This window comes from Intestinimonas sp. MSJ-38 (assembly GCF_018917925.1).
GTDB lineage: Bacteria > Bacillota > Clostridia > Oscillospirales > Butyricicoccaceae > Pseudobutyricicoccus.
Map to the genome: position 1 here is coordinate 23,674 of NZ_JAHLPO010000004.1, position 24,962 is coordinate 48,635.

The 24,962-nt window shown below is 51.7% G+C and carries 24 protein-coding genes, 1 pseudogene and 1 CRISPR repeat array; of the genes and pseudogenes, 16 read left to right on the plus strand and 9 right to left on the minus strand.

Going from position 1 to position 24,962, the window contains the following annotated elements:
* Positions 1 to 17 precede the first annotated feature (17 nt).
* From KQI26_RS03680 to KQI26_RS03695, 4 genes are read left to right on the plus strand one after another with little or no spacing between them, the layout of a single operon-like run.
* Positions 18 to 1,055, plus strand: a complete 1,038-nt coding sequence (locus KQI26_RS03680) for a uroporphyrinogen decarboxylase family protein (RefSeq protein ID WP_216503262.1) — start codon at positions 18 to 20, stop codon at positions 1,053 to 1,055.
* Entirely contained in the window at positions 1,042 to 2,790 is a 1,749-nt protein-coding gene (locus tag KQI26_RS03685; protein WP_216503263.1) for an ASKHA domain-containing protein, read from the plus strand. Before KQI26_RS03680 ends, KQI26_RS03685 begins: the two co-directional genes overlap by 14 nt.
* A 32-nt stretch (positions 2,791 to 2,822) precedes the next feature.
* Positions 2,823 to 3,662 carry a uroporphyrinogen decarboxylase family protein gene (locus tag KQI26_RS03690; RefSeq protein WP_216503264.1) on the plus strand — a complete coding sequence of 280 codons (840 nt, stop codon included), beginning with the start codon at positions 2,823 to 2,825 and terminating at the stop codon, positions 3,660 to 3,662.
* Between the two features lie 29 nt (positions 3,663 to 3,691).
* Entirely contained in the window at positions 3,692 to 4,333 is a 642-nt protein-coding gene (locus KQI26_RS03695) for a corrinoid protein (protein ID WP_216503265.1), read from the plus strand.
* A gap of 381 nt (positions 4,334 to 4,714) precedes the next feature.
* Here the strand turns inward: KQI26_RS03695 and KQI26_RS15670 are convergent, their stop codons facing one another.
* The 6 genes from KQI26_RS15670 to KQI26_RS03725 form a co-directional block, all read right to left on the minus strand.
* Positions 4,715 to 4,957 carry a transposase gene (locus KQI26_RS15670; RefSeq protein WP_371744072.1) on the minus strand — a complete coding sequence of 81 codons (243 nt, stop codon included), beginning with the start codon at positions 4,955 to 4,957 and terminating at the stop codon, positions 4,715 to 4,717.
* Between the two features lie 265 nt (positions 4,958 to 5,222).
* Positions 5,223 to 5,387, minus strand: coding sequence for a hypothetical protein (locus KQI26_RS03705; RefSeq protein WP_216503266.1), 165 nt, complete (start codon positions 5,385 to 5,387; stop codon positions 5,223 to 5,225).
* A 44-nt stretch (positions 5,388 to 5,431) separates the two neighbouring features.
* Positions 5,432 to 6,694 carry a relaxase/mobilization nuclease domain-containing protein gene (locus tag KQI26_RS03710; RefSeq protein WP_371744079.1) on the minus strand — a complete coding sequence of 421 codons (1,263 nt, stop codon included), beginning with the start codon at positions 6,692 to 6,694 and terminating at the stop codon, positions 5,432 to 5,434.
* Between the two features lie 110 nt (positions 6,695 to 6,804).
* Positions 6,805 to 7,110: a hypothetical protein gene (locus KQI26_RS03715; protein WP_216503268.1), complete on the minus strand. Its 306-nt coding sequence runs from the start codon at positions 7,108 to 7,110 to the stop codon at positions 6,805 to 6,807.
* A gap of 182 nt (positions 7,111 to 7,292) precedes the next feature.
* The gene (locus tag KQI26_RS03720) at positions 7,293 to 8,312 is read right to left on the minus strand and encodes an AAA family ATPase (RefSeq protein WP_216503269.1); all 1,020 of its coding nucleotides are present in this window, start codon (positions 8,310 to 8,312) and stop codon (positions 7,293 to 7,295) included.
* Complete coding sequence (locus tag KQI26_RS03725; RefSeq protein ID WP_371744073.1) at positions 8,302 to 8,532, minus strand: helix-turn-helix domain-containing protein; 231 nt, start codon at positions 8,530 to 8,532, stop codon at positions 8,302 to 8,304. Before KQI26_RS03725 ends, KQI26_RS03720 begins: the two co-directional genes overlap by 11 nt.
* Before the next feature lie 154 nt (positions 8,533 to 8,686).
* Between KQI26_RS03725 and KQI26_RS15675 the strand changes: the two genes are divergently transcribed.
* The 8 genes from KQI26_RS15675 (at position 8,687) to cas2 (ending at position 17,762) form a co-directional block, all read left to right on the plus strand.
* Positions 8,687 to 9,835: a DUF6076 domain-containing protein gene (locus KQI26_RS15675; RefSeq protein WP_216503270.1), complete on the plus strand. Its 1,149-nt coding sequence runs from the start codon at positions 8,687 to 8,689 to the stop codon at positions 9,833 to 9,835.
* Between the two features lie 168 nt (positions 9,836 to 10,003).
* The gene (gene cas3, locus KQI26_RS03735) at positions 10,004 to 12,226 is read left to right on the plus strand and encodes a CRISPR-associated helicase Cas3' (protein WP_216503271.1); all 2,223 of its coding nucleotides are present in this window, start codon (positions 10,004 to 10,006) and stop codon (positions 12,224 to 12,226) included.
* 146 nt (positions 12,227 to 12,372) lie between these two features.
* Positions 12,373 to 13,023, plus strand: a complete 651-nt coding sequence (gene cas5c, locus KQI26_RS03740; RefSeq protein ID WP_216503272.1) for a type I-C CRISPR-associated protein Cas5c — start codon at positions 12,373 to 12,375, stop codon at positions 13,021 to 13,023.
* Positions 13,017 to 14,816, plus strand: a complete 1,800-nt coding sequence (gene cas8c / locus KQI26_RS03745; protein ID WP_216503273.1) for a type I-C CRISPR-associated protein Cas8c/Csd1 — start codon at positions 13,017 to 13,019, stop codon at positions 14,814 to 14,816. The genes cas5c and cas8c overlap by 7 nt, the downstream gene beginning before the upstream one ends.
* Positions 14,817 to 14,819: 3 nt before the next feature.
* Positions 14,820 to 15,809: a type I-C CRISPR-associated protein Cas7/Csd2 gene (cas7c, locus tag KQI26_RS03750; protein WP_216503274.1), complete on the plus strand. Its 990-nt coding sequence runs from the start codon at positions 14,820 to 14,822 to the stop codon at positions 15,807 to 15,809.
* Positions 15,799 to 16,464: a CRISPR-associated protein Cas4 gene (cas4, locus tag KQI26_RS03755; protein ID WP_216503275.1), complete on the plus strand. Its 666-nt coding sequence runs from the start codon at positions 15,799 to 15,801 to the stop codon at positions 16,462 to 16,464. Before cas7c ends, cas4 begins: the two co-directional genes overlap by 11 nt.
* Entirely contained in the window at positions 16,461 to 17,468 is a 1,008-nt protein-coding gene (cas1c, locus tag KQI26_RS03760; RefSeq protein WP_216503276.1) for a type I-C CRISPR-associated endonuclease Cas1c, read from the plus strand. The genes cas4 and cas1c overlap by 4 nt, the downstream gene beginning before the upstream one ends.
* Positions 17,469 to 17,471: 3 nt before the next feature.
* Positions 17,472 to 17,762 carry a CRISPR-associated endonuclease Cas2 gene (cas2, locus tag KQI26_RS03765; RefSeq protein WP_216503277.1) on the plus strand — a complete coding sequence of 97 codons (291 nt, stop codon included), beginning with the start codon at positions 17,472 to 17,474 and terminating at the stop codon, positions 17,760 to 17,762.
* A gap of 173 nt (positions 17,763 to 17,935) precedes the next feature.
* A CRISPR array of direct repeats spans positions 17,936 to 19,193; the repeat unit is 32 nt; unit sequence GTCGCCCCTCACGCAGGGGCGTGAATTGAAAT.
* A 127-nt stretch (positions 19,194 to 19,320) separates the two neighbouring features.
* Here cas2 and KQI26_RS03770 read toward each other — a convergent pair.
* A pseudogene (locus KQI26_RS03770) lies at positions 19,321 to 19,452 on the minus strand (sporulation transcriptional regulator SpoIIID); the annotation flags it as partial.
* A gap of 182 nt (positions 19,453 to 19,634) precedes the next feature.
* On the opposite strand from KQI26_RS03770, the gene KQI26_RS03775 reads away from it, so the two are divergent.
* Positions 19,635 to 19,982 carry a DJ-1/PfpI family protein gene (locus tag KQI26_RS03775; protein WP_216503279.1) on the plus strand — a complete coding sequence of 116 codons (348 nt, stop codon included), beginning with the start codon at positions 19,635 to 19,637 and terminating at the stop codon, positions 19,980 to 19,982.
* Positions 19,983 to 20,129: 147 nt separating this feature from the next.
* On the opposite strand, the gene KQI26_RS03780 is transcribed toward KQI26_RS03775, so the two are convergent.
* On the minus strand, positions 20,130 to 20,873 hold the full coding sequence (locus tag KQI26_RS03780; RefSeq protein ID WP_216503280.1) for a GntR family transcriptional regulator: 744 nt from the start codon (positions 20,871 to 20,873) through the stop codon (positions 20,130 to 20,132).
* 169 nt (positions 20,874 to 21,042) lie between these two features.
* On the opposite strand from KQI26_RS03780, the gene KQI26_RS03785 reads away from it, so the two are divergent.
* The gene (locus KQI26_RS03785; protein WP_216503281.1) at positions 21,043 to 21,822 is read left to right on the plus strand and encodes an S-layer homology domain-containing protein; all 780 of its coding nucleotides are present in this window, start codon (positions 21,043 to 21,045) and stop codon (positions 21,820 to 21,822) included.
* A gap of 94 nt (positions 21,823 to 21,916) precedes the next feature.
* On the opposite strand, the gene KQI26_RS03790 is transcribed toward KQI26_RS03785, so the two are convergent.
* Positions 21,917 to 22,717, minus strand: coding sequence for a MerR family transcriptional regulator (locus tag KQI26_RS03790; RefSeq protein ID WP_216503282.1), 801 nt, complete (start codon positions 22,715 to 22,717; stop codon positions 21,917 to 21,919).
* Positions 22,718 to 22,878: 161 nt separating this feature from the next.
* On the opposite strand from KQI26_RS03790, the gene KQI26_RS03795 reads away from it, so the two are divergent.
* Positions 22,879 to 23,613, plus strand: a complete 735-nt coding sequence (locus KQI26_RS03795) for a LytTR family DNA-binding domain-containing protein (protein WP_216503283.1) — start codon at positions 22,879 to 22,881, stop codon at positions 23,611 to 23,613.
* Positions 23,610 to 24,881 carry a sensor histidine kinase gene (locus KQI26_RS03800; RefSeq protein WP_253292658.1) on the plus strand — a complete coding sequence of 424 codons (1,272 nt, stop codon included), beginning with the start codon at positions 23,610 to 23,612 and terminating at the stop codon, positions 24,879 to 24,881. The genes KQI26_RS03795 and KQI26_RS03800 overlap by 4 nt, the downstream gene beginning before the upstream one ends.
* The last annotated feature ends 81 nt before the right edge of the window (positions 24,882 to 24,962 follow it).

Sequence of the window (24,962 nt, forward strand, 5' to 3'; positions counted from 1 at the left end):
AACAGGGGATGAGAACCATGTATACATCGGAACAGATTCTGGATACCACACTCCGGGGCGAAAAACCGCCCCGGATTCCCTGCATCTGCCCGGGGGGTATGATGAATATGCTGTCAGTGTCTTTGATGGAGCTGGCAGGGGTCTATTGGCCCCAGGCCCATCAGGACCCGGAGACCATGGCACAGTTGGCTGGTGCCGCCTATGTCAACGGCCTTTTTGACAACATTGGCGTACCCTTCTGTATGACAGTGGAGGCCCAGGGGATGGGGGCTCAGGTGGATCTGGGCGATCGGTACACAGAGCCCAGGGTGACGGAATATGCCATTCACTCAGTGGAGGAATGGGCCCAGTTGAATACACTGGATTTGACAAAGGGCCGTGCCAAAACGGTGTTAGAGGCTATTGCCCTCATTCGGCAAAAATACCCTCAGGCGGCGGTGATGGGAAACCTCACCGGCCCGGTGAGCTTAGCTTCTTCGCTGGTGGATGCCAGCCACTTTTACAAAGAACTGCGGAAAAAGCCCAAGGAGGCCCAAAAGGTGATGGATATAGTCACCGACAATTTGCTGGCTTTCGGAATGGCACAGATTGAGGCTGGGGCGGAGTTTATTACTATTTCAGATCCCAGCGGTACTGGGGAGATCCTGGGCCCCAAATTGTTTGAGCAGTTTGCCCTGACCAGCATTAACCGGCTGTGCCGCCAGCTTAAGCCGCTGTGCAAAGGGGTCATCGTCCACATCTGCGGCCAGCTTCAGCCCATCTTCCCGCAGCTGGAACGGTTGGAGTGCAGTGCGTTAAGCGTGGATGCCATTGTGAACATCAAGCAGCTGCGGCAGGCCCTGCCCCATAAAGTGATCATGGGCAATGTGAGTACCTTCGCTCTGGCGGGGGGGCAGAAGAAAGTGATTCAAAATTTGTGCCGCACCTGTCTGGATCAGGGGGTGCAGATCCTGGCCCCTGCCTGTGGCCTGGGAACTACCACAGAGGTGAGCAGCATCCGGCTGCTGATGGAGGCCGCCAAAGAGCGGGCGGAGGAAAACCATGCTGTGTGTTGAGCCCCAGGGAGCACAGAATGTGCTGGAGCTATTGCGGAAAAAGGAGATTTTGTTGGAGAGTCCCTGCAATGGCCAGGGGTTGTGCGGCAAGTGTAAGATCCGCATTGTGTCTGGGGAAGTGCACCCGCTCACACCCCAGGAGGAACGATTTCTCACAGCGGAGGAGCGGGCGCAGGGCGTCCGGCTGGCCTGCTTGACGGTGCCCCGGGGCTCCATCACCCTAGATCCGCTGGGGCTGCTGGGAGAAGGGCAAAGCGATGTGCTGGGCGGTGGGGATATGCCCCCCTTCCTCTTTGATCCTCCGGTATCGGGCCGGGAGATCCGGCTGGAAGCACCCACTTTGGAGCAGAAGCGGGCCTTGTGCGACGGCCTGAATCAGGAAGGCCCCCTGCCTCTGTCCCTTTTGAGAAAACTTCCAGAACTGATGGGGAAAAAACCACTGGAAGTAGTATGCCGAGAGGGGCAGCCGGTGGATTTGCGGACGGATGGGTGCCTTTATGGCTTGGCTGTAGATATCGGTACCACTACCGTAGCGGTGAATTTAATTGATCTGCACACCGGTCAATGCATTGGGGAAGATGGCTTTATCAATCCTCAAAAGGCCTATGGCCTGGATGTGCTTTCCCGCATCCATTACGATATGGAGCATCCTGGCGGTGTGGAGGAGCTGCAAAAAGCCATCGTTCAACGCCTGAGCCAAAGCGCCCGGCAGCTAACCACCCAGGCGGGAGTGCCTTTGGACGCCGTATATGAGATGACGGTAGGAGGTAATTCTACCATGCTGCACTCCCTGTTGAGGGTGCCTTTGGGAAGTCTGGGCCGTGCTCCGTACAGCAGCGTTTTTAACCGTCCTATAGAAGTGAGCGCCCGGGAGCTGGGTTTTCCCTTTTCCGATGCGGCTCAGATCTATTGTATTCCTTCGGTGTCGGCTTATATCGGCGGGGATATTGTAGCTGGTGCACTGGCCGCCCGTCTGGACACCGCTGAGGATACCGTCCTCTTTCTGGATATTGGAACGAACGGAGAGATGATTCTCAGCCGCCGGGGCCGGATGTATGCCTGCTCCTGTGCTGCGGGCCCAGCTTTGGAGGGAATGAATATTTCCTGTGGCATGCGGGCGGAGGGCGGTGCGGTGGAGCATGTGTCCTTTGCCGGGGGAACGGCCCATTTGGATGTCATCGGCGATCAGCCACCCCGGGGCCTCTGCGGCAGCGGTATTTTGGAAACGGTAAGCCAGGGAGTGGCGGAGGGAGTCATCTCCCCCAGTGGCCGCCTTTCCAAAGAGTCCTCTCTTACCGATACCGATGAGAAGGGAAAACGGCGTATTGTGCTGGACCGGGAGCGGGGATTATTTGTCACTCAGGGGGATGTACGCCAGGTGCAGCTGTGCAAAGGTGCCATTTTGTCCGGGATTCTCACCTTGCTTCGGCGTCTGGAGCTGAAAGAGGAGGAAGTGGACCGGGTGGTGGTAGGAGGACAGTTCGGCAAGCACCTGGACCCGGCCAGCCTCACCGGTGCAGGACTGGTGCCCCGATGCTTGGAAAAGAAGATTACCTATATTGGAAATTCGTCCATGACTGGGGCGAAAATGTGCCTGCTCTCCCAGGAGGAGCGCCTGCGAGCCAGGGAGATCGCCCGCAAAATCTCCTATGTGGAGTTGTCGGTTTCGCCGGGGTACGAAAGGTTGTTTACCCAGTGCCTGCGGTTTGAAAGCGGGCAGCAGGCCGGGATTTGATCCTGGATATGGGAAAGAGAGAATGAAACAACATGGAACGATTTGTATGTGGCGGAAACAATCTTCACGCCCAGCTACGGCCGGAAATGGTGGAGGAAATGGGAATCCACAGCCCGGAGGAGCTGCATTGCAGAGGAGAAAAGCTGTGGCAGGTGGCTCAGGCACTGCAAAAGAGTGGATGGGTCACATTACCCTTTTGTAACACATTATGCAGTGAAGGGTTGGGCGCTCATCCCAGCCTATCGCTGGAAGGCGCTAGGGTGCGGGAGCAACCTTACCAGCGCATCGATGAATTGCCGGAACAGCTGTCATTGAATTTTCCTCGCATGGAGGCAATGCAGCAGGCTATGGATCGGTGTGGTGAGGCAGGGCTGGACATGATTTATAATGTGGAAGGCCCCTTTACAATCCTCAGTTCACTGGTACCCATGAGTCGGATGTTTGCCGCTCTCCGCAAGCCTCAGGGGGAGGCCCTGCTCTTGCGAGCGGAGGATTGGATCTGTCAGTATAGCCACATGGCCATGGAGCATGGAGCCCGAGTTCTTTCCTTTTCTGATCCGGTGGCCACGGTGGACATTCTGGGAAGCAAGGTGTTTGAGCAAAACTTTCTGCCCAGCTGTCGGCGTCTAGTGGTGCGTTTATGCAGGGAAAACCCTGGCGTGGTACTTCATCTCTGTGGAAAACTCACCCAGAGTCTGCTGGACACCCAGCATGCTCTGGTAACGCGTTGGGTGCCGGAGAAGTCGGTCGAGACCTATGGGGAGACCCTGTGGGAGTTCAGCCAGGCCCATCCCCAAGGAGGAATCGTGGGGCATTTTTGTGTAAACATGCTTTCTGCCAAGCGAAATTGGCTGTATGAAATTCAGTTATAAAACCACAAAAAGAAAGGAGATCGATCTACATGGCAGAAAAAGAAAAATTGTTAAAGGAAATGGAACGCTGCGTTTTGGAGATGGAGGACGAAGCGGTGGTGGGCGTGGCCCAGGAGTATGTAGATTGTGGCTATGATGCTTACGAAGGAATCACAGAAGGCCTGTCCAAAGGAATGGAAAAAGCGGGTCAACTCTATGAGGAAGAGGAGTACTTTGTACCAGAGCTGTTGATTTGTTCCGATGCGATGTACAATGGACTGGATGTGCTCAAACCTCATCTGAAGCATAACACTGATGATCACGGCTGCAAAGCAATTATTGGTGTTGTGGAGGGTGATACTCACGACATCGGCAAAAATTTGGTGAAGACAATGATGGAAACCGCTGGATTTGATGTAATTGACTTGGGTCGTGATGTGCCTGTGGATGAATTTATCGCCAAAGCCAAGGAGATTGGCACCGGCATTGTTTGTATGTCCACCCTGATGACCACAACCATGGCCAATATGCAGAAAGTCATTGAACGATTGAAAGCGGAAGGAATTCGGGATCATTTCAAAGTGATGGTGGGAGGCGGCCCTATTTCTCAGTTTTTTGCTGACAAGATCGGTGCTGATGCATATACCACTAATGCAGCGGAAGCCGCCAAGCGGGCCCAGGAACTGGCTTGATCTCTGTTGTAGTTGTTGATCGGATCATTTTTATCAGGGCCTGTTGTAAAATAGGATAGTAAAAAAGACAGACTGAGCAATCCAAAATGATTGCCCAGTCTGTCTTTTTAAGGCCAATTTGTGCATAAAACCAAAAAGTAAGACTAGGCCTTGATTGAAAAATATGTAGTCTTGTTCTAAAGCAACAAGATAGCAATAGCGGCAAGGTAAACGAAGACCAGAAAAGAGGCATCCAATTTGTCATATCTGGTAGCAACTCTCATATCTGGTAGCAACTCTTCAAAACCACTTGATTTTCTGAAAGAAACACTCAATCAGACGCCGCTCCTTGTAGATGCCAATCTATCGACCAGAGCCGGGAAAGATTTTTCTGGGGCGGAATCACATAACTGGCACCACGCTCTGAGATATATTCCCGATAACTTGTGCACCGTAAGCGCAGTCTGCCAGGCCGTAGGCCTCCGGCAGCTTCCGCCACTGGGCGCCGCTTCGGGCAATCCAGAGTATTCCATTCGGCATCGTCCGATGGTCCTTGCGCGGGCGATATAGATTTCCTGTTTCTTCTAGTGACAGCATCGGTTTGATCCGCTCCCAGTGTTCTTTTGTTAATTCATAGCGTTTCATGCCCTTAGTTTTACATATTGCGTCCTATTGTGCAACTTTTATTTTTCAAATAAGGCCTAGACCTGTGTGCTTGAGAAAATGACCTTATAGCATCCTAAAAACTGAAAAGGTTATCCATATAGGCGCTGGCCAACAGTTGGTATCGGGGGGGGGATGCACATTTTCGAAAAAGTCGTAATTTTTATAGAAATTTTAGCTATTCCGACTGCCAATGATAGCAGAAAACCTACCGTAGAATTGTAAAATTCTGCGGTAGGTCAAAGCATTATGGTTTTGTATGTAGCGGTTTTATGGGATGGGAAGCGATATGTTTCATGGCGGCTTCTACTTTGGTGCGGTTGGCATCAATACAGATTTGCAGCAGAATGTTGACGGCTTCCGCCGATGGGTTCGGGTCATGAAAGCGATAGTTTAGCTTGCGTGTTGCCACAGTCACAGCCACCTCCTCGTGATCTGTTTCAATCTATGCGGAGGTCAGCGAGAATAGGACTGACTGCGGTGATGTTGGCGTTCTTTTGGCTTGGTCAGATATTGCCGGAGTTTCTGCTCTGCACGCAGGTTGGCACACATGGACTCCCGGGTGTGGAGAATTCGAAGGGCAATTTTCCGCTGCCGGTACAGAGGCAGCAATTCCGCAGTGCATTGGTCCCGTTCCTGCAATAGTGCAGTCCGACTTTCTATATTGCTGCAACGCCGAAGATGATTGTAACAGTGGGTTCGCTGGGATTGCAACTGCTGAATTTGTCGTGCAATCCGATCGAGAAAATGCTCCACATCCTCCGGTGTGTTGAGATGCGCACGGTGCACTAATTCAAGCTGCTGGGAGAATTGCTGCAGATGACGGCAGGCCTCACGCATCTGAGGAGATAGGGGAGTATGTTTTTTCTTTTTGGGCAGCAAACCGAGAAAAAAGCAGTAGTGGAGATAGAGGGCAAAAAATCCGGTGATTTTTTTGGATTTTTTAAAACTTCCCCGCACTTTCATTTTTCGGACGGGGGAATGCTTGAGAGTTTTGTAATAGTGGTAATCTGCCTGATAGGATGGATATTGGATCTCCCAGTTCAGTTGGTGAATGCGTTTCTGGATTTTAGGCATGGAGTAGCCCTTGCCTAATTGATACAGCCGTACAGATTTTTTGCTGTTGATGGTGCGGATAGTGGGATATTTCCGGTTGGGGGCACAATTCAGAATATAACCACGCCGGGCAAGGCTTTTCAGGAAATAATCCAAATTGCTGCTGAGTCCGATGCACTCGTCAATGGCTTGACGCATGAGATTGTATCGAGTGGGTTCCCCCTGTTTTTCAGCAAAATAAAGATTGCGGGGCGTTTTTCCATCGGGGTGTTCGATCACAGACAGACCGTATTTTCTGCATAGGGCATCGGAAGCTTGAAAAAGCGCACGGTAGGCGGAGCGATTACAGTTGAATTTTTTGCCGTCTACAAAGCTGACAGAGTTCAGCACAAAGTGGTTATGATAGGTACCCGTATTAAAATGAGTGGCGACCAGCACCTGATGTTGTTCTCCCCATAGCTGGCGGGCCAGTTCAACGCCGATCTGGTGACATTGCTGCGGCGAAACTTCACCGGGAGGAAAGCTTTGGTAGGCATGATAGGCTACATTGCCATCTGTTTTGTCAAACCGCTCCTGGACAGCCAGCATCTCCTGAAAAGCTGTGTCCCGTCCACAGTTGATGCCGGTGACGAATATGGTCTGGTCTTGTTCGGCTTTTTCCATATTTCCGGCGTAATGGATGACGGTCTCCAAATCGCTGCATTGGGTTTTTTCATGATTTTCAGCGTACTCTACAACACGGCGGATACTGTCTTTGATGGGCCAGATTTTTGTTACGGCCACTGAGGATCATCCCCTCTCTCTGTGTGGCAGCAGGCCTGCATCAGGGCCTGTGAAATGGTCTTCAACCGTTCCGCTATGGAGGCAGATGACAAATTGGGGTATTCCTGCTGCAGCTGTGTCAACTGGGCATAGACCCGGTAGAGAGCAAGGGGCGGAGCGGATTGGATTTCTTTTCCGAGGCTGAGTTTTCGCAAATAAGTGGAGACGCTCAGCCCACAGCGATGGGCGTTGCGGATAACATGCTGTTTTTCTTTTTCGGTTACGCGAATTTGAATAGCGCAGGTTCTATGTCTCAAAAAATGAGTCCTCCTTCATTATAGGGGTGACAGGGGCACAGCCCCTTTCGGCTATGCCGCCGGCTTTGATGGCAATACAAAGCCTATGCTCGCTATCCTCCAGGACACCCGTGAGGGTGTCCTGGTTTTCAGAAGGCAGTTCCTTTTCCGTGTGACAGCGATGACGACTGTGACAGCTGTTTTTATATAGGGTATTTGCCGTCATTGCTGTCATTGCCGTCATGGGTGACCGTGAGGGAGATGCGGCGTTCTGCCGCAGTACGATGAGAAGTATAGGTGATTCCCATTGGATCCAGGGCGCGTTCCCAGTAGCGGGCGATAAGCTTGACCACATTGTTGGCGGTGACCTCTGTTTCTCCCATGGCTGCCAGCAGTGCAGTAGCGCTTCCCTCCCAGTGTTTCTGTTGCCGGACGAAATCAGCAAGCCGAAAAAGAAAAGACGGAATTTCTTCTTTGGCCAGAGTAGTGGCATTTTTTCGGCTCACCAAATGCCAACGAAATTGGGAAAAACGCAGTGTGAGCTGTTGATACTCAATATCCCGGCCAGTTGCCAAAAGGATGGCTTCGTCGCTGGCCCGGTTGCTGCGCTTTAGAATGAATGTGGAATCGGCAGCTCCCTGAAGGCCTGTGGATCCGGAAACTTCGTTAAAGGGATCTGCGGTATCGGTCAGCTTTCGTAGATGATGTACCAACAGAATACAGAGATTGTAGCGGTCCGCCAGTTGCTTGAGAAGGGACATGTCTTTGTAATCTGCGGCATAAAGACTGCCACGACTTATAGTGTTGTCCCGTATTTTTTGGAAGGTATCAATGATGATAAGTTTGGTATGGGAAAAATTGTAAAGATATTGTTCTATCTGATTTTGAAGTCCATGGTCTAGTTGATGACACAAGGTACCAATCCGAAGGGTTGGGGGAGCTTGGTCTGTCAGGCGAAAGAGCCGGTCTTGAATGCGGCTGAGAGTGTCCTCCAAGCCAAGGTACAGGACTTTGCAGGGAAGCGTTTTCAGTCCCCAGACAGGCAGCCCCTGGGCTATTTGCAAAGCCAGCCAAAGCACCAGCCAGCTTTTTCCGATTTTGGAAGCGCCACAAAGGATGTGCACTCCCTGCGGCAGCAATTCTTCTACCAGAAACACAGTTTGAGGCAGAGGTGAGGACAGCAGCGTATCAGCATCCACAGTGGATAATGGCTCAACAGTCATGGGAATTTGCCTCCTGTTCCATAATATAGCGAATGACGCTGATCTTGGGCACCTTAAATGCGTTACCAATTTTGATTCCAGTGAGACGACCTTGATTGATGAGGTCATAGGCCAGATGGCGGCTGATCCCCAGCATCTTTTGGAGCTGAGAAATATTGATGATGTCGGGGTACTGGGAAAACAGCATGGAGTAGCGCTCTTGAAGTTCTTCCTTCTTCACAAAATATCCTCCTTTGTACAGAATCGATTTGAATTAAGAGGAATTGGCCATATTCCTTTGTACAAAAACAGGATATAACGGGTTGAAACAGGATGCAATATGTGTTAAATTATTTTTGTGATAAATAGTTCAACACACAGTGGGAGGGGTTGCAGTGCCGTCATATTATGAAATGAGCTTGGAAAGTAAGCGAGAATATGTGTGTCAAAATAATTTTTCTGTGGCAGAGACGCCATTGGGTTCGTGGTTGGTTATATTTTTGGATGTGGACTGGGGTGCACAAATAGAAAAGACAGAGCACTTGCGTGAAGAACGCATATGTGCTCTGTCTAAAATAAGCTGGAAACGAGAAAAACAGGAAAAACAGTGGAAGGTGGAATATGGTCAGCGGGTGGCTTCCTGGTATTACGGATTGAAAGCGGAATTATCGGAGAAGCATCCTTTGCTGAAAATATTGGTAGAGCAGCAGATCAGAAATCAGTTGATCAATGTAAATATGACTGACGAGGAACTGCAATACATGGGGGTGCTGGACGGGACACGGGAGTATGGGACGGAGATTCTTATTTCACACATGCGTTTGCAAAAATGGCTGGGCTGTGTGGAAGAAATTTTTGTCCAGCTACAAAAATATCAGAAAGATCTTGCATGCTTTTTGGATCAGGTTATGGGTGACGATGCTGGGAAGCGAGGCGATATTCTGCATCGGTATGCTGAGTTGCACTATAAGGATTGGAAATATCGGGGTTGGGTGGAAAACAACTATCAGGCGTTGTCACCAAGGTTTCATCTCTCATGCAATTACAAACTTTATGACTATACCGGAATTGCGGGTCCAGTGCCAGCTGGACAGAACCTGGAAGGCCATGTATATATGGTCACAAACAGCTTGGTTGCGCTCACTGTCTGGGAGTTTGATATGGTCTGTTCTCAAGAGGTTTTTCTTCGCCGGTGCACCTACTGCAATCGTTATTTTCAGCCTTATTCCGTGATCAGTTGTTATTGTGACCGGCCTGTGGAAGGAAAAGAGGGAAAAACATGCAAGGATATCGGAGCCATGTCCAAGCATCAGCAGAAAGTCAGCCAGGATGAAGCGAAGAAGCTGTATCGAAGAGTGTGCAACCGGACACAGATGGCGGCCCATCGGAGAAAAGAGCAGCATCCGGATATTCTGCGGCGATATAATCAAGTACAGCTGTATGGCAAGGAGTTACTGGAGCAGGTGGAGGAGGGAACGATAACCTTTGAAGAGTTCCAAGAGAAATTTGATAAAAAGCCTGGGGAATTGCTGGGGGTAAAATGAGAGGGATTTGCCATCCTGTGCCCTGGGAAGCAACCAACTAACAATGTTCTTTGATACAGTTGCATGGTAGATCAGGTAAAAGTACGCTATAATAAATGCAGAAATTCCCATAAAATGGGATTGATAGTAAGCGGGAAAAGAAAATAATTCAAGAGGTGGATGATGACTATGGCATATTATGCAAAATCTCCTGATAAAGATGGCATACAAGAAACGGTGCAAGCACATCTGCAGGCAGTAAAAACTCTTGCGGGAGAGTACGGGAGAGTTTGGGGAGAGGAAAAAGCGGCCGAATTATGTGGGCTTTTTCACGATTTTGGAAAATATAGCTTGGCATTTCAAAATGTATTAAAGGGAGCACAGACAGGGATCGATCATGCTATTTGCGGAGCTGCATTTTTATATTTTTATCAAAATTTCCAGAAAAATTCTGCAAAAAAGCCCTTTCGCCCCATGGTAGAAGCCATTGCTGCCCATCATTCTTATTTGGTGAGCCAGGAGGATTTGGCCGGAGTGCTGGATGCGGTTTTACGGACGAAGGATCCGGTCACGACTTTTTGTGGAATGCAGGCAGCTCTGTGGGGTGGACAAGCTTATCAAGAAGCGGGAGAGGTTTTTCAGTCAGAGTTTCCGGATTTCCGCTTTCCCAAGGGAAAAGACCTTTTACCGTTCCCGGCTTTGGACGGTCAGGAAGCATCCATGCTGTATACCCGAATGCTCTTTTCCTGTCTGGTGGACGCCGACTATACGGTATCCTCTGGTGTCTCCCAGGAAGAGAAGTTAACATTGGATGTTTCCGATGGACTGAAGAATCTCTATGCCTATCGCCAAACTCTTGGAGCAAAATCCGGTGCGGATCCGGTGCTGAATCAGTTTCGTAATCGGTTGTTTGAACGCTGTGGAGAGGCAGGAGAACAGGAGGGAGGATTGTTTACTCTGACGGCTCCTACCGGCACCGGAAAAACACTGGCTTTACTTCATTTTGCACTGCACCATTGCCAGTATGCTGGAAAAGAACGAATCATTGTGGTATTGCCGTTTCTCAGCCTGATTGAGCAGAGTGCCGGAGTGTACCGGAAGATTCTTCCCCATGTGATGGAGGACCACAGTCAGTCCAGACTGCCTGAAGAGATGAAAGAACATATTGCCCGCTGGGATCAACCCTTTCTCATCACCACCTCGGTACGCTTTTTTGAATCCTTGTTTTCTGATCATCCCGCCGACTGCCGAAAGCTGCACAATCTGGCAAAGAGCGTGATTCTTTTTGACGAAGCCCAGAGCCTGCCGGTTTCCCTACTGTCTCCCACTCTGAAAGTGATGGAGGAGCTTTGTGCCCGTTATGGGTGCAGCGTGGTATTTTCCACTGCCACTCAGCCTGACTATACCGGGCTCAGGGAAATCAACTGGTCTGCGTCGAAACTTTTGCCGGAGCACTGCGAGTTTTACAGAGCTTTGCGCCGCACATCAGCCCATTGGGAAATAGACACCTCTACTCCATTGGAGGAGATTGCCAGGCGAATGGCACAGCAGCAAAATGTGTGTACCATCGTCAATCTCCGCGCCCATGCCCGAAAGCTCTATCAAGCACTGGCTCAATACTGTCAGGAAGAAGAACTGTTTCTGCTCAGTACGGACCTGTGCCCGGCACACCGAACGGAAGTGATTCAAGCTATCCATCGGCGGCAGAAAGAAAAGCTTCCCTGCCGGGTAGTGTCCACACAGTGCATCGAAGCCGGTGTGGATCTGGATTTCGACTGTTTGTATCGGGCGCTGGCTCCGCTGGAAGCTATTATTCAAGCCGCCGGACGCTGTAACCGGAATGGTAAGTCCACCTGTGGGGAGCTGGTGGTTTTTGTTCCAGCGGAAGATCGGCTGTATCCTGATTCCCACTATGAAAATGGAGCCACAATCGTCCGCACCATGCAGATGCAACGGCCCATTGACATTCACGATCCGGAGAGCATTCGCCAGTATTACCGGCAGCTGCTGGGTATGTTCCGGGGGGATAAAAAGTCTCGGGCATTGGAAAAAGCCATCACTGAGCGGGATTTTCCGGCGGTTTCACAAACCTACCGGCTGATTGAACAGCAGGGAGTTCAAATCATTGTTCCCTATGAAGAACGGAAAGCGCTATACAAAAAGCTATATGACGAAGCGCTGAAAACCGGCCTGACCAAATCCCTACTGCGGATGGCCGCCCCCCTGACTGTCACCTGTTACGATCGGGAATTGGTAGAACAGGTCTGCGAACCACTTTTCCCCGCCGGTAAAGGCTGTGCAGGAACATGGGAAAGTCCTTATTATGTGGTTCTTTCCGGTAGAGAGGAGTGCTATGATTCTAAAATGGGATTTTGTCCTCCTGAAGAAGAGTTACAAAATCTTCTTTGGTGATTTGTAGAAAAATATCCGTTGACATCAATAATAAGAATTTATATACTTTAATTGACCTGATAAAATGAATCGGGGGAAGAATTGAAATAATTATAGTATGAGCGCTTTGTACAATGATGTGCAAAGCGAAAAAGGAGGGAATGATTTTGGAAGTATGTGTGGAATTTTGGGGGGATTTTGCTTGTTTTTCTCCGCCTTATGAGAAGGTGGAGCGTTTATCTTATCTCTTTCCCACGCCATCGGCGGCCAGAGGGATGCTTTCTTCTATTTATTGTAAACCGAAAGAGTTTTATTGGCAGGTTACCCGGATCGAAGTGTTGTCTCCTATTCGTTATTCCAGCTTTAAGCGGAATGAAGTGAAGGAAACTACCTCTGATAAACCGATAAACACCGATGACTGTCGTACCCAACGCCAGACGATAGCATTGCGGGATGTACGCTATCGTATCACGGCTGAGATCTGTCCCCGTCCTGATTATGTTGGCAAGGTAGAGTCGCTTTATCAGCAGGCTTTGCGTAGGATCAGGGGTGGAAAATGTTTTATGCAGCCTTGTTTGGGGCTTCGCGAATTTGTCGCTTATTTTGAAGAAAGTGATGGTAGCCGTCCTCCCATTTCTCGGGATTATGATGCAGGGCTGATGGTTTATGATGTATTTGATCTCCATGATTTTGCCCTTCGGAAAAAGACCCGTCCACAGCTGTCTCTTTTTCATGCTGTGATGAAGCAAGGTGTGGTTGAAGTGCCGCCTTATGACGATCCGCGTGTGCTGAAAACAGGAGGTGGCTTCCTGTGCTGAAAGCCCTGTATGACTATGCCCAGCGGATGAACTTGACGCTGCCCGTCGGATATGCAGAGAAAACCATTAAGGCCTTCCTGTGTCTCACGGAGGATGGAGATTTTGTGGGCGTGCGGATAGACGGAGTGAATCCCTTTCGATGTCCTGATATTGGGAGCCTGAATCAAGGTAATAAATGCAACATGCTGGTGGAAAAGTGCAGCGTGATCTTCCCGTCGGAGCCTACTCCAAAGAGCCGTTTTTTTCGGGAGGGGATGAAGGATCTTAGCAAAACAGAACCGCTGGCAGAAATTTGCTGGAAAGCACTGGAGAATCCCCAGTGCTGCGCTGACATGGCGGCTGCGCTGGAACAGCACAAACTTAAACCATCAGATCGGGTTTCTTTTATAGTGGAAAATACTTATTTGGTGGAGTGCCCTGCGGTGGAAACTTGGTGGCAGGATTACCGGCGTCAGTTTCAAACGCCTGTGGAGGACGACCGCCTGTCCCTCTGCCTGATTACCGGGGAGCCCACCGCCCCTATGGCCACAGTGCCCAAAAGTACCGGCCTTCGAGTGGTAGGGGGACATCCCAACGGCGATGCCTTGATTTGCTTTGACAAATCGGCCTTTTGCTCCTATGGGCTGAAAAAAAGCGCTAACGCCCCGGTTTCCGAGGAAGCCTTTGCCCAAGTGCGAGTCGCTCTGGATACCCTGCTGCAGGATGCTCCTGTTCTGGCGGGGATGAAGTTCGTTCATTGGTATGATAAGCCGCTGCAAAAACAAGAGCAGGATATTATCTTTCCCATCTTTGGAAGCTTGACGCCAGAAGAAGAGGATGAGGAAGACGAAGAAGGCGGAAATAATAGGCCCGAAGAAGATACAGCAATAATGCAGCAGGCCCGACGAGATGCTGATCGGATGGTTCGGTCAGTGGAGAGCGGACAGGCAGTAACCGATCTCCCCAACAGCTACTACATTTTATTGCTCAGTGGAGTGAATGGTCGGGTAATGGTCCGCCGGTTCGCCCAGGGTTGTTATAAGAAGCTGAAAGCCAGTCTGGACCGGTGGTATGTTGATTTGCAGTTGGCAAATCCGGGAGGCACGGGGAATTTAAGACCAGCGAAACTAACGGCTCGTTTGATTCGTTTATTGAAGCGTCAGAATGCTGATAAAAATGTACTCAAGAGATTGAATGAAGAGCTATCTGGTTTAAGTGCCCCCATTTTGCAAGCAATCCTTTATGGGTCAAGGCTTCCGGATTCTGTTGCCGTCCGTGCATTGCAATATATTCGCTCACAGATGCTCACCCAAGAGCCGGATCGTCATGGTTCATTGCTTCCAGACCCCATCGCCTGTCAGTGGCTTAAGGTTTGGCTGATTCGAAATCACAAGGAGGATGATCTTATGCCGGAATACAATCCCAAACATCCCAACCCCGCCTACCATATTGGTGCCATGGTGGCGGTCTATGCAGCGCTGCAGAAAAAGGCATATCCAGATGTGAATGTCACCGTGGTACAACGCTTTTTTGCTTCGGCCCAGCAGACTCCAGCACTGGTGTTGGGAAGATTGGCTAAAATGTCCACTCATTACTTGGCAAAACTGGAAAACAAATGGTTGGTGCAGGAATATGAAGCCCGTCTTGCGGAGATCAGCACCCGAATCGGCGACAGCATTCCCACTGTACTGGACTTGCCGGAGCAGTCCTTGTTTGCTTTGGGATATTATCAGATGTCTGCTGCGATGAACGCGGAACGCCGTCAACGGTATGAAAACAGCTCTGTTTCTGCCGATCAAAACAAAGGAGAGTAAATCATGGCTATTCAAAATCGATATGAGTTTCTGTACTATGTGGCTTGCACCAATGCAAATCCCAACGGCGACCCGGATATGGGTAACACACCGCGCATTGATCCCCAGACGATGCAGGGATATATCACCGATGTGGCCACCAAACGGCGGATCCGCAATTATGTGGAAACCGCCTATGGAGACCGTCCTGGTATGGGCATCATCATCCAGCAGGGCACCAACATCAACCGGCATATTGCATCTGCCAAGCGTGCTGCCCAGGTGGAAGAGTGCGCCAAAACCACGGAAGCGGTTTACAAGGGACGGCAGAAAGCTTGTGAAATGTTCTACGATGTGCGCACCTTTGGCGCTGTGATGTCCACTGGTCCTAACGCCGGACAGGTGCGGGGACCGGTCCAAATCACCTTCGGAAAAAGCATGGATCCCATTTTGCCTCTGGATATTTCCATCACTCGCATGGCTATTGCAGACAGTGTCAAAGGAGAAACGGTGGAAGCCTATTTGGAAGATGAGAAGAAGCGGGATGTGGATTCTCTGCGCACGATGGGGCGCAAGCAGCTGATCCCCTTTGGGCTTTATGAGGTAAGAGGATTTATCAGCGCCAACCTTGCGGCAGAAACTGGCTTTGACCAAGAAGATTTGAGGATTTTGTTTGAAGCAATTCTCAATATGTATGAGCATGACCATTCGGCCAGCAAAGGAGAAATGTCCGTGGTGTCTCCGCTGATCCTGTTTCGGCATGTGGGAACAGACACCGATGAGCAGCAGCGTATCCGGCAGGCAAAGTTGGGATGCGCTCCAGCCCATAAGCTGTTTGAGCTGGTGAAAGTTACAAAAAAGCCGGATGTAGAGGTTCCCCGTTCCTACCGTGACTATGATGCGGCCATTGATTTGAAACACATTCCGGCAGGGGTGGAAGTGGGCTTCCAAACCTACACGGGAATTACCTGGGGTAAACTTCCAGAGAATGAGAATTGGTTCCATGAAGTGTGATGTGGAATATTTGCCCCTTTCCTATCTATCACAGCTGGGATATTGCCCCCGAAGAGTGGGATTGCTGTTGAATGAGCGGATTTGGCTGGAGAGTTCCGATACAGCAAAAGGGCGCAAGGAACACGAGAGCGTCCACACTCAGCGAATTGAACGGCGAGGTCAGGAACTGAAGCTGTTTGAATACCCGGTTGTTTCCAATAATCTGGGCGTTTCAGGGAAATGTGATTTGATTGAAGCACGGGGAGATCCCTCTGGGTGCCGGATTCCCGCAGTGGATTTCCCGGTTCTGCTCTATCCGGTAGAGTATAAACATGGAAAGTTGCGGGAGGAAAAAGAATATAAAATCCAGCTTTGTGCCCAGGCCATGTGCCTGGAAGAGATGTATCATACTTCGATACCAGAAGGAGCCCTCTTTTACATCTCATCTCACCGGCGGCAAAGGGTGATGCTGGATGAGCCGCTGCGCCGCTTAGTGCTGGAAACAGCCAAGGAGCTTCGCCGTATTCGGGAAACTCTCATGGTTCCCGTGGCCCCATATTCTGAAAAATGCAGGCGGTGTTCTTTGCTGGAATACTGTATGCCTACTGTTGGACATTCGGCTCGGGCATACTGCCAGAAGCTGGCCCAGGAGGCCAAGGAGGTGGAAATGGTTTGAAAAAATTGCTCAATACCCTCTATGTTCTTACACCGGATAGCTACTTGTTTTGTCGAAATGAAACCATTGCGGTAAAGATCGGTGGAGAGGAAAAAACTGCTGTACCGGCCAAGGACATTGAAGCGATTGTCTGTTTTGGACAGATGACAGTTTCCACGCCTTTGCTCCGGTTTTGTGGGGAACGGGGTATTTCCATTACCTTTTTATCGTCTCATGGCCATTTTTACGGGCGGTTTTACGGTCCGGTCAGCGGCAATGTGCTATTGCGGAAAAAACAGTACGAAAGCATTGCTTGCCCGGAATTTGCAAACCTGCTGGTTCGGGATATTTTACTGGGGAAAATCAAAAACAGCAAGACCGTCCTTATGCGTGCTGCGCGAAAAAATGAAGAGACAGCCCAATCGCTGACACAGGCGTCCAATCATCTCAGCCAGCTGGCGATTCAGCTGGAATCGTGTGAATCCATTGACTCCATGCGGGGAGTCGAAGGCGCAGCGGCCACCATCTATTTTTCTCAGTTTGATTTTATGCTGCATAGTCCAGCTGGGTTTCGGTTTGAAACACGAAGCCGAAAGCCACCCGCAAACGAAGTGAACGCGGTGCTGTCTTTTGTTTATACGCTGCTGACACGGGAGATTTGCTCTGCGCTGGAAACGGTGGGGTTGGATCCGGCAGCGGGGTATCTTCATACGCTGCGTCCGGGCAGACCCTCATTTGCGTTGGATCTCATTGAAGAATTGCGAGCACCGCTGTGCGATCGGTTTGTGTTGTCGTTGTTCAATTTGGGACAGCTGGGGGAAAAAGATTTTGAGGCAGTTTTCCTGAATGAGCGGGGCCGACGCACTGTGTTGAGCAGCTGGCAAAAGAGAAAAGGGGAAACGGTGCAGCATCCGTTTCTCCGAGAAAAAATCCCCATCGGGATGATCCCTTACTCTCAAGCGATGCTGTTTGCCCGGGTTTTGCGGGGGGATCTGGATCGGTATCCGCCGTTTATTTGGAGGTAGCACATGCTGTTGGTCATTACATATGATGTGGATACCACCGATGCACAGGGGGCAAAACGCCTACGGAAGGTGGCCAAACTGTGTGAACACAACGGTATGCGGGTACAGAATTCCGTATTCGAGGTATTGGTGGATGCTGCACAATGGGTAGTTCTGAAAGAGGAACTTTCCAAAGTGATTGATCATGAGCGCGATTCTATTCGCTTTTATCGCTTGGGGAATTCCTATCAGCATAAGATTGAAACCATGGGGCGTACCCCTTTGGTGCAAGCAGGCGAAGCTCTGCTGTTGTGATAGTGCGCCTATCGTGCCAACACAGAAAAATTGGGGAGGTAGGCGCAGAAAAACAGGAAAATATAGCTGAAAAATGGAGGTTTTCTCATTAGTCCGAGCTATATTTTAAAAAACTCATTTAAATTTTGTTATAATTGCAGCAAAATAGCTACATGTATTTGTCTAATTTTGCTGTCGCCCCTCACGCAGGGGCGTGAATTGAAATCGGTTCTTTCTTTTCTGTTTTTTCAAAAACAGACCATTCCGTCGCCCCTCACGCAGGGGCGTGAATTGAAATCTGTCCAGGTTACTCTTCTCCCCAGCTTCTGCCCCAGTCGCCCCTCACGCAGGGGCGTGAATTGAAATTTGCAAAAGGCTCTGCTGCCGTGCGGTTTGCCCCGTGTCGCCCCTCACGCAGGGGCGTGAATTGAAATAAACACATTGTTCATCTTTTTCCCGGTGATGTCCCCGTCGCCCCTCACGCAGGGGCGTGAATTGAAATCACCTGCCGCTTATCAAAATTGGTGAGAAGGTTTTTGGGTCGCCCCTCACGCAGGGGCGTGAATTGAAATTGGCCGTTTATCATGTATCCGATCTGCCGGTTGCCGGTCGCCCCTCACGCAGGGGCGTGAATTGAAATTTGTTCACCTCGTAAAGGCTGTTGGAGATCTTCGTGTCGCCCCTCACGCAGGGGCGTGAATTGAAATTTGCCCCCTTCCGAAGGCTGGTCCACAAAGGCCCCGTCGCCCCTCACGCAGGGGCGTGAATTGAAATAGGCCGTTTCCCTCGGTGATCTCCGTGCCGTTGACTTCCGCGTCGCCCCTCACGCAGGGGCGTGAATTGAAATTGGAACGGGCAGGGCGATATTCTGGGAAGCGCCATCGGGTCGCCCCTCACGCAGGGGCGTGAATTGAAATTTGTGTGATTGGGTTCAACTGGGTGTCCAGGCCAGTCGCCCCTCACGCAGGGGCGTGAATTGAAATCCAGCTGCCCACAAGGTGGGCGGTGGTGGTGTCGTAGAGTCGCCCCTCACGCAGGGGCGTGAATTGAAATTTATGCAGCTGGGCGTTCAGGCCGTAGTGATCGGTCGCCCCTCACGCAGGGGCGTGAATTGAAATATGTGTACAGTGGCGAGTATGAAACAGGAATTGCGAGTCGCCCCTCACGCAGGGGCGTGAATTGAAATACTTCCTGCATCAAATCAGCCCCAGTTTCCTCGGTCGCCTCTCACGCAGGGGCGTGAATTGAAATTGGTCGGCGCACAGCTTGTCCAGGATCTTCTGAGTGTCGCCCCTCACGCAGGGGCGTGAATTGAAATAATATTGCGGGAAACCTGGCTTCGCCTCTGGCACTGGTCGCCCCTCTCACAGGGGCGTAAATTGAAATACAACCACCCTTTACCGGCTGGAACCCGTCACTGATCGCCCCTCATGTAGGGGCGTGAATTGAAATAACGCGATGGCTCAGCTCTACATGAGTGTGATTTTTCATCCCTTACATAAGGGGCGAAGTGAAAAAGCCACCTGGCCAATGTTTAAATTGACCAGGCGGCTTTATGTTATCATCCAAATTAGAAATTCTTTTTTGTTACTTCTGCATGTACGGTAGATTTGGAAATGCCGAACCGCTGAGCGGCCTGGCGTACGGTGGCATTGTTATGCACGATATATCGGGCTAGCTCGGCACACCGTTCCTCGGGTAGACCTTTCACCCTCTTTGCCCTCCCTCTCTTTTCGTCTTTACCTCATTCTATGCAGGCAGGATGGGGTTTCATTCTTTTCTTTGAAAGAGAGCACAGGGATGGTCTTTGACTTTTTCCGGGTGTATACTAAGTCTTAGGAGGGGTTTGGATGAAGATCGTTTTATTGCTCTTTTCTCAGTTTGAAACTTTGGATGCCTTTGGCCCGGCAGGGAGCAAGGGCGCAATACTGTTTGTCGGTGTGCACCGGTTCGGCTTTGCTGGCCCGCTGCGGCCTGCTGGACGGCAGACGGGCCACCTCCAACAAAAAATCCTTTGCCTGGGTAAAAAAGCAAGGAGAGAATGTATGTTGGCAGCCTGCGGCCCGCTGGGTGGAGGATGGAAAGTTCTTTACTTCTTCCGGTATTTCCGCAGGGATGGACATGGCGTTGGGGTTTGTGGCCCGGCTCTATGGACGGCAGCAGGCTCTGGCCATTGCAAAGGATATGGAATACCTGTGGAATGAAGACCCCCATCGGGACCCCTTTGCCAAAAGAGAATGAAAAAAGAGACGGCGGAAAGCCGTCTCTTTTGATTTTTGAGGGGGTTATTCCACAATGGTGACCAACTGTGCAGCCTGGACCCAATGTCTTGCTTTTTTCATACAGATCCTTCTTTTCTTCAAAATTTAGGAAATTCCTCTTTTGATTTTATCGGGAACTCAGGTTCAGCTCCACATCAAAGGAATACTGGGTATACTCATAGGTCATGATCATGTATTCCACCAGTTCCTCCTGGGCGTTATAGGCCCGGCGGCGGATGGAGAGCACCGGCCAGCCTTCGGGGATCTGCAAAGCCTTGGCTGCCTGGGAGGAGGCCCGGTCGGCCCGGATGGTCTGCTTGCCCCGGCCCAGCTGCATATGAAGCTTTTTCTCATAAAGCTGGTAGATGGTGCGGCTTTCCACATCAGCTTTGGTGAAATTGGCTCCGTATTTGCCAGGAATATAGATCTCGGCATAGGCAGTGCGGGCCTTTTCCAGCAGATGCACCCGCTGGATGTGGAGGCACTGCTGGCCCAACCCCTCTTCCAGCTCAGGGCCGAAGGAGGAGGGGGTGTCGATGATCTCGAAAGCGGCCACATCCACCTTGGCGGAAAGATGGCTTTCCGAAATGATATTGCTGGCGCCGGTGAGCCGGGTGAGGTCATCCTGCAAAACGGTGTTTTTCACAAAAGTCCCTTTGCCCTGCACCACATCCAGCAGCCCTTCGTCCACCAGAAGCTGCACTGCTTTCCGAACAGTGATCAGGCTGACGCCAAATTCCTCGGCTAGCTGGGTATGGGTGCCGATATTGCCGCTGGAACCGAACTTCTTTTCCAGGATCTCGTTTTTCAGCCGGGCGGCGATCTGCTCGTACATGGGCACCTGGGAATCCTTTTCGATCTTCCGGTCCACGGCATCACTTCCCTTTCTTTTCCCATTCTGGGAGATCGATACTTTGATACCTTAAATAGTAAGGGGAAACAAACTACTTGTCAAGGGCGGCGGTGATGGTGGCCACTACCTTGCCGATCTGCTCTTTGGTCACTGAGTAGATCTCTCCGGGCTTTCCAAGGTAGACAGCGTGAAGTTGCCCGCCTCGGTCATCGCCAAAACCGAAGAGGCTGAGGACACAGGCCTGACGGTCCGCCTCCCTGATGGCGCCGTGGAGCTGGACGAAGCGGCGCTGGAATCCATTGCCTCCGGCAAAACCGTGACCGTCTCCGTCCAGCAGGCCAAGTTGACCGACGCCCAGCAGGAGGCCGTCAGCGCGCTGGCTCAGGTGGCCGTGGTGGTGGATGTAGACATCGTGGTCGGGAAGGTGAAGCAGTCCGCCTTCGGCGGTGGGCGGCTGACCATCTCCATCCCCTACACCCCTGAGAAGGGCGAGGACATGTCCACACTGGCAGTCTGGCACATCCGGGACGACGGCTCCATTGAGAACAAGGGCGGCAGCTATGATGCCAAGAGCGGTTGCTTTGTCTTTGAGACTGACCACCTCTCCCACTACCTGCTGGTCCACACCGAACAGGTCATGGGTTTCACCGATGTACCCGCAAATTCCTGGTACGCCGGTGCGGTGGCATGGGCGGTGGAGCAGGGAATCACTTCCGGCACATCGGACACCACCTTCAGTCCCAACATCTCCTGCACCCGGGCCCAGATGGTGCAGATGCTGAAAAACGCTTCGGACGCAGCGCAATATCCGGATTATCGACGGGGCGGGCCAGCCCGCCCCGCCGGGTTGATAATAGGATTAGGAACAGCAGGCGGTTTTCGGAGGAAAATCTCCGAAAACTGCCTGCCTTTAACCAGACGGAAAAATACAGGCTTTGTGGGGCAAGGTATCCACCCGCAAAGATAAAAAGTTGGGGCGGTTTTCAAGACCGCCCCAACTCTACAATTGGGTCAAAATGATAGATTCCTGCTTTATTGTCTCTCCAAAAAACTTGTGAGCATCAACGCTGCTCTCCCCGCAGATCCTTGACCGGCACGGAGACCTGCGTGATATAGTCGCCGCTGTTCTCACCGCGGTTGGGCGGCCCCTCCAGGTAGATGGAGCGGAACGGCCCAGTGGTCTGGACGCCATGCTCCTGTACATATACCGCCAGCGCCCGGACAGCGTCGCCTATCCCCTCATAGGGGCCCCGGTAGTAGACGCACAGTGCGGATGTTTCCGCAAACTCCATCCGCTCCGGCCCGTCGAAGTGCTCCTCCACGGGAATACAGCACATGAGATCCAGCACATTGGGGTCCGGCGTCATGCGCATGGTGAAAAATCTCAATGTCTTGGACATAAGCCCCGTCCGGGCGGCGGCGATATAGGTACTCCGCAGATTGACTGCGGCCTCGGCGGTGTCCCGGCACTGGTACCGTCGGCAGAAGCACACCTGCCGGGGAAGCGCCGTACTGTGGACGGTCAGGTCGCCCTGCCGGACGGCGCGGGTCTGAAGGGTCTGGATATTCCGGTCCAGGCCCGCCCGCAGTTCCAGGAGGCGCTGTAAATGAGCATCTATATTTTCCGTATCGTAGTAATATTCCGCCACCTCCTTCAGGGACAGGCCGAGAGTCTGCAAGGAACGGATGGAGCGGATCTGAGCCAGGTTATCCGCTGAATAATATCGAAACCCGCTGTCCTTATCCTTGACCGCCGGGGTCAAAAGTCCCATCTCCTCATAGACCAGGATCGCTTTGCGGGTCACGCCGAGGATCTTTGCCGCCTCCCCGATTTGAAACAGGTTATCACCATATTTTTTCATTTTAGTCACCAGTTTTTATAATGTATTTTCTTGACTCGCCCCTTGAGGGGCGAGTTATAATAATATGAATATAGCATTACAGAAGCGCTCCTGCAAGAGCAGCCGGATAAAATATAAATGCACCTATGGTCTATGAGAACCCTGCGAAAGGGGGAATTCCTTTGAAAAAAATCGCCTTTTGTGATGATGATATTTCCATGCTGCAAGAGCTTCAGACGCTGTTTGACCAATACCGCGCGGATCGGGACGAAGATCTCGACTGCGCCATGTTTCACAGTCCACTGGAGCTGCTTCATGTCATGGAGTGCAAAACCCGGTTTGACATTCTGTTCCTGGATGTCCTGATGCCGGGGGAAAACGGGATCGATGCGGCATCAGAGATCCGAAAGCTTGACAACAATGTAAAAATCATTTTCCTGACCTCCTCGGCGGAGTTCGCAGTGCAGTCCTATGCAGTGGGAGCCTACTTTTACCAGTTAAAGCCTATCTGGAAGGAGGGCTTTTTCCGGCTGATGGACTCCGCCCTTGCAGCGTGTGAAAAGGAGCAGGCGGACAGCATCGTCCTGCGGTGTAAAAGCGGCGTCGCCCGGATCGGGCTCAAGGAGCTGGAATACTGCGAGGTCATCCACCGGACGCTGTTTTTTCATCTGACCTCCGGCAAGGTGCTGGAGAGCATCGGCAGTCTGGATGCCTTGAGCGCTCAGTTGAAGCCGTACCGGCGCTTCCTGCGGCCCCACCGTTCTTATCTGGTGAATCTGGAATATGTCCGGAACATCTCCGCCAGGGCGATCACCATGTCCTGCCTGACAGAAATCCCACTCCCACGGGGGAAGTATAATGAGATCAAGGATGCATATCTGGACTACGCCTTTCGGAACAGGCGGGTGATGGTATGAGCACGGCTGTCTCCCTGCTGAACGATGTTGCGGTGAGCCTGTTCGGGAGCATCCTGGCGGCCAGCTTCTGCGGCGCACTGGACTCCCGCCGGAACCGGGTGGTATTCTGGTGCTGCATGGTGGTGATCCCTCTTGTGTCGGGCTGGATCTATGCCACATGGGATGCGAGTTTCCTCCGGATGATCTACCCGCTGATCATCCACCTGCCCCTGATCCTACTCATGTCCGTACTCACCAAAAAGCCATGGTGGGCAGTGGTTTCCGTCCTGACAGCCTATCTCTGCTGCCAGCTCCGGCGCTGGCTTGCACTGTTTGTGGTGGCGCTGGCCTCCGGCGGCCATGTGATGCAGAATGTGGTGGAACTTGCCGTTACGCTGCCCTTGCTTGCCCTGTTGCTGCGCTTTGCCGCACCGTCCATCCGGAGGCTGGCGGATCACTCCATCAAACTGAAGCTGGTATTCGGCGTGATCCCAACGGTGTACTATGTGTTTGACTACGCAACCGTCGTCTACACAGGCATTCTCACCAGCGGCAGACCTGTGGTGGTGGAGTTTATGCCCTTTGTCTGCTGTGGAGCATATCTGGTGTTTCTTCTGTATTATGTGGCTGAGGAGGAGCAGCGGAACCGGCTCCAGCAGCTTCAAAACGGCCTGGGGATGCAGGTGACCCAGGCTGTCCGGGAGATCGACGCGCTGCGCCAGTCCCAAAAGCAGGCCAGTGCCTATCGCCATGACCTGCGTCACCACCTGCAATATCTGGCGGGCTGTATGGCAGAGGGGCAGACGGAGCGGGCGCAGTCCTATATCTCCGGCATCTGCGCGGAGATTGAGGCGCAGAAGGTGCAATGGTACTGTGAAAACGAAACGGCCAATCTCATCCTCTCCGCCTTTGCGCAGCGCGCCAGCCGGGACGGCATTTCCCTGAATGCGGCGGTGACGCTCCCACCCTTTCTCCTGATCTCCGACAGCGATCTGTGCGTACTGCTGTCCAACGCACTGGAAAACGCCCTCCACGCCTGTCGGAACCTGCCCGCTGTGGAAACAGCCCCCGTTATTTCGGTGGAGGGCTATGAACAGGACAGCAGGCTCTTTTTGCAGGTGGCCAATCCCTGCGCCGAACCGGTCCGATTTGAAAACGGCGTTCCCATCTCCAGCCGGCCCGGTCACGGTCTGGGTGTTCAGAGCATCTGCGCCATCGTGAAGCGGTACGGCGGCGTCTGCTCATTCTCGGCGAACAACGGAATATTTCTCCTGCGGCTGTCCCTTTGAAGGTGGGTGCGCGGTCGATTCAGTACATTCTGCGTACGATTCCGGCCGTGCGCCCCCTTTTTTCGTTCATGGGGCTTATGA

What these genes read in the sequence shown, in the direction of transcription:
- KQI26_RS03680 (WP_216503262.1), top strand. Translation starts at nt 18, where the DNA reads ATGTATACATCGGAACAGATTCTGGATACCACACTCCGGGGCGAAAAA.
- KQI26_RS03685 (WP_216503263.1), top strand. Translation starts at nt 1,042, where the DNA reads ATGCTGTGTGTTGAGCCCCAGGGAGCACAGAATGTGCTGGAGCTATTG.
- KQI26_RS03690 (WP_216503264.1), top strand. Translation starts at nt 2,823, where the DNA reads ATGGAACGATTTGTATGTGGCGGAAACAATCTTCACGCCCAGCTACGG.
- KQI26_RS03695 (WP_216503265.1), top strand. Translation starts at nt 3,692, where the DNA reads ATGGCAGAAAAAGAAAAATTGTTAAAGGAAATGGAACGCTGCGTTTTG.
- KQI26_RS15670 (WP_371744072.1), bottom strand. Translation starts at nt 4,957, where the DNA reads ATGAAACGCTATGAATTAACAAAAGAACACTGGGAGCGGATCAAACCG.
- KQI26_RS03710 (WP_371744079.1), bottom strand. Translation starts at nt 6,694, where the DNA reads ATGGAAAAAGCCGAACAAGACCAGACCATATTCGTCACCGGCATCAAC.
- KQI26_RS03720 (WP_216503269.1), bottom strand. Translation starts at nt 8,312, where the DNA reads ATGACTGTTGAGCCATTATCCACTGTGGATGCTGATACGCTGCTGTCC.
- cas3 (WP_216503271.1), top strand. Translation starts at nt 10,004, where the DNA reads ATGGCATATTATGCAAAATCTCCTGATAAAGATGGCATACAAGAAACG.
- cas7c (WP_216503274.1), top strand. Translation starts at nt 14,820, where the DNA reads ATGGCTATTCAAAATCGATATGAGTTTCTGTACTATGTGGCTTGCACC.
- cas4 (WP_216503275.1), top strand. Translation starts at nt 15,799, where the DNA reads ATGAAGTGTGATGTGGAATATTTGCCCCTTTCCTATCTATCACAGCTG.
- cas2 (WP_216503277.1), top strand. Translation starts at nt 17,472, where the DNA reads ATGCTGTTGGTCATTACATATGATGTGGATACCACCGATGCACAGGGG.
- KQI26_RS03775 (WP_216503279.1), top strand. Translation starts at nt 19,635, where the DNA reads ATGCCTTTGGCCCGGCAGGGAGCAAGGGCGCAATACTGTTTGTCGGTG.
- KQI26_RS03790 (WP_216503282.1), bottom strand. Translation starts at nt 22,717, where the DNA reads ATGAAAAAATATGGTGATAACCTGTTTCAAATCGGGGAGGCGGCAAAG.
- KQI26_RS03800 (WP_253292658.1), top strand. Translation starts at nt 23,610, where the DNA reads ATGAGCACGGCTGTCTCCCTGCTGAACGATGTTGCGGTGAGCCTGTTC.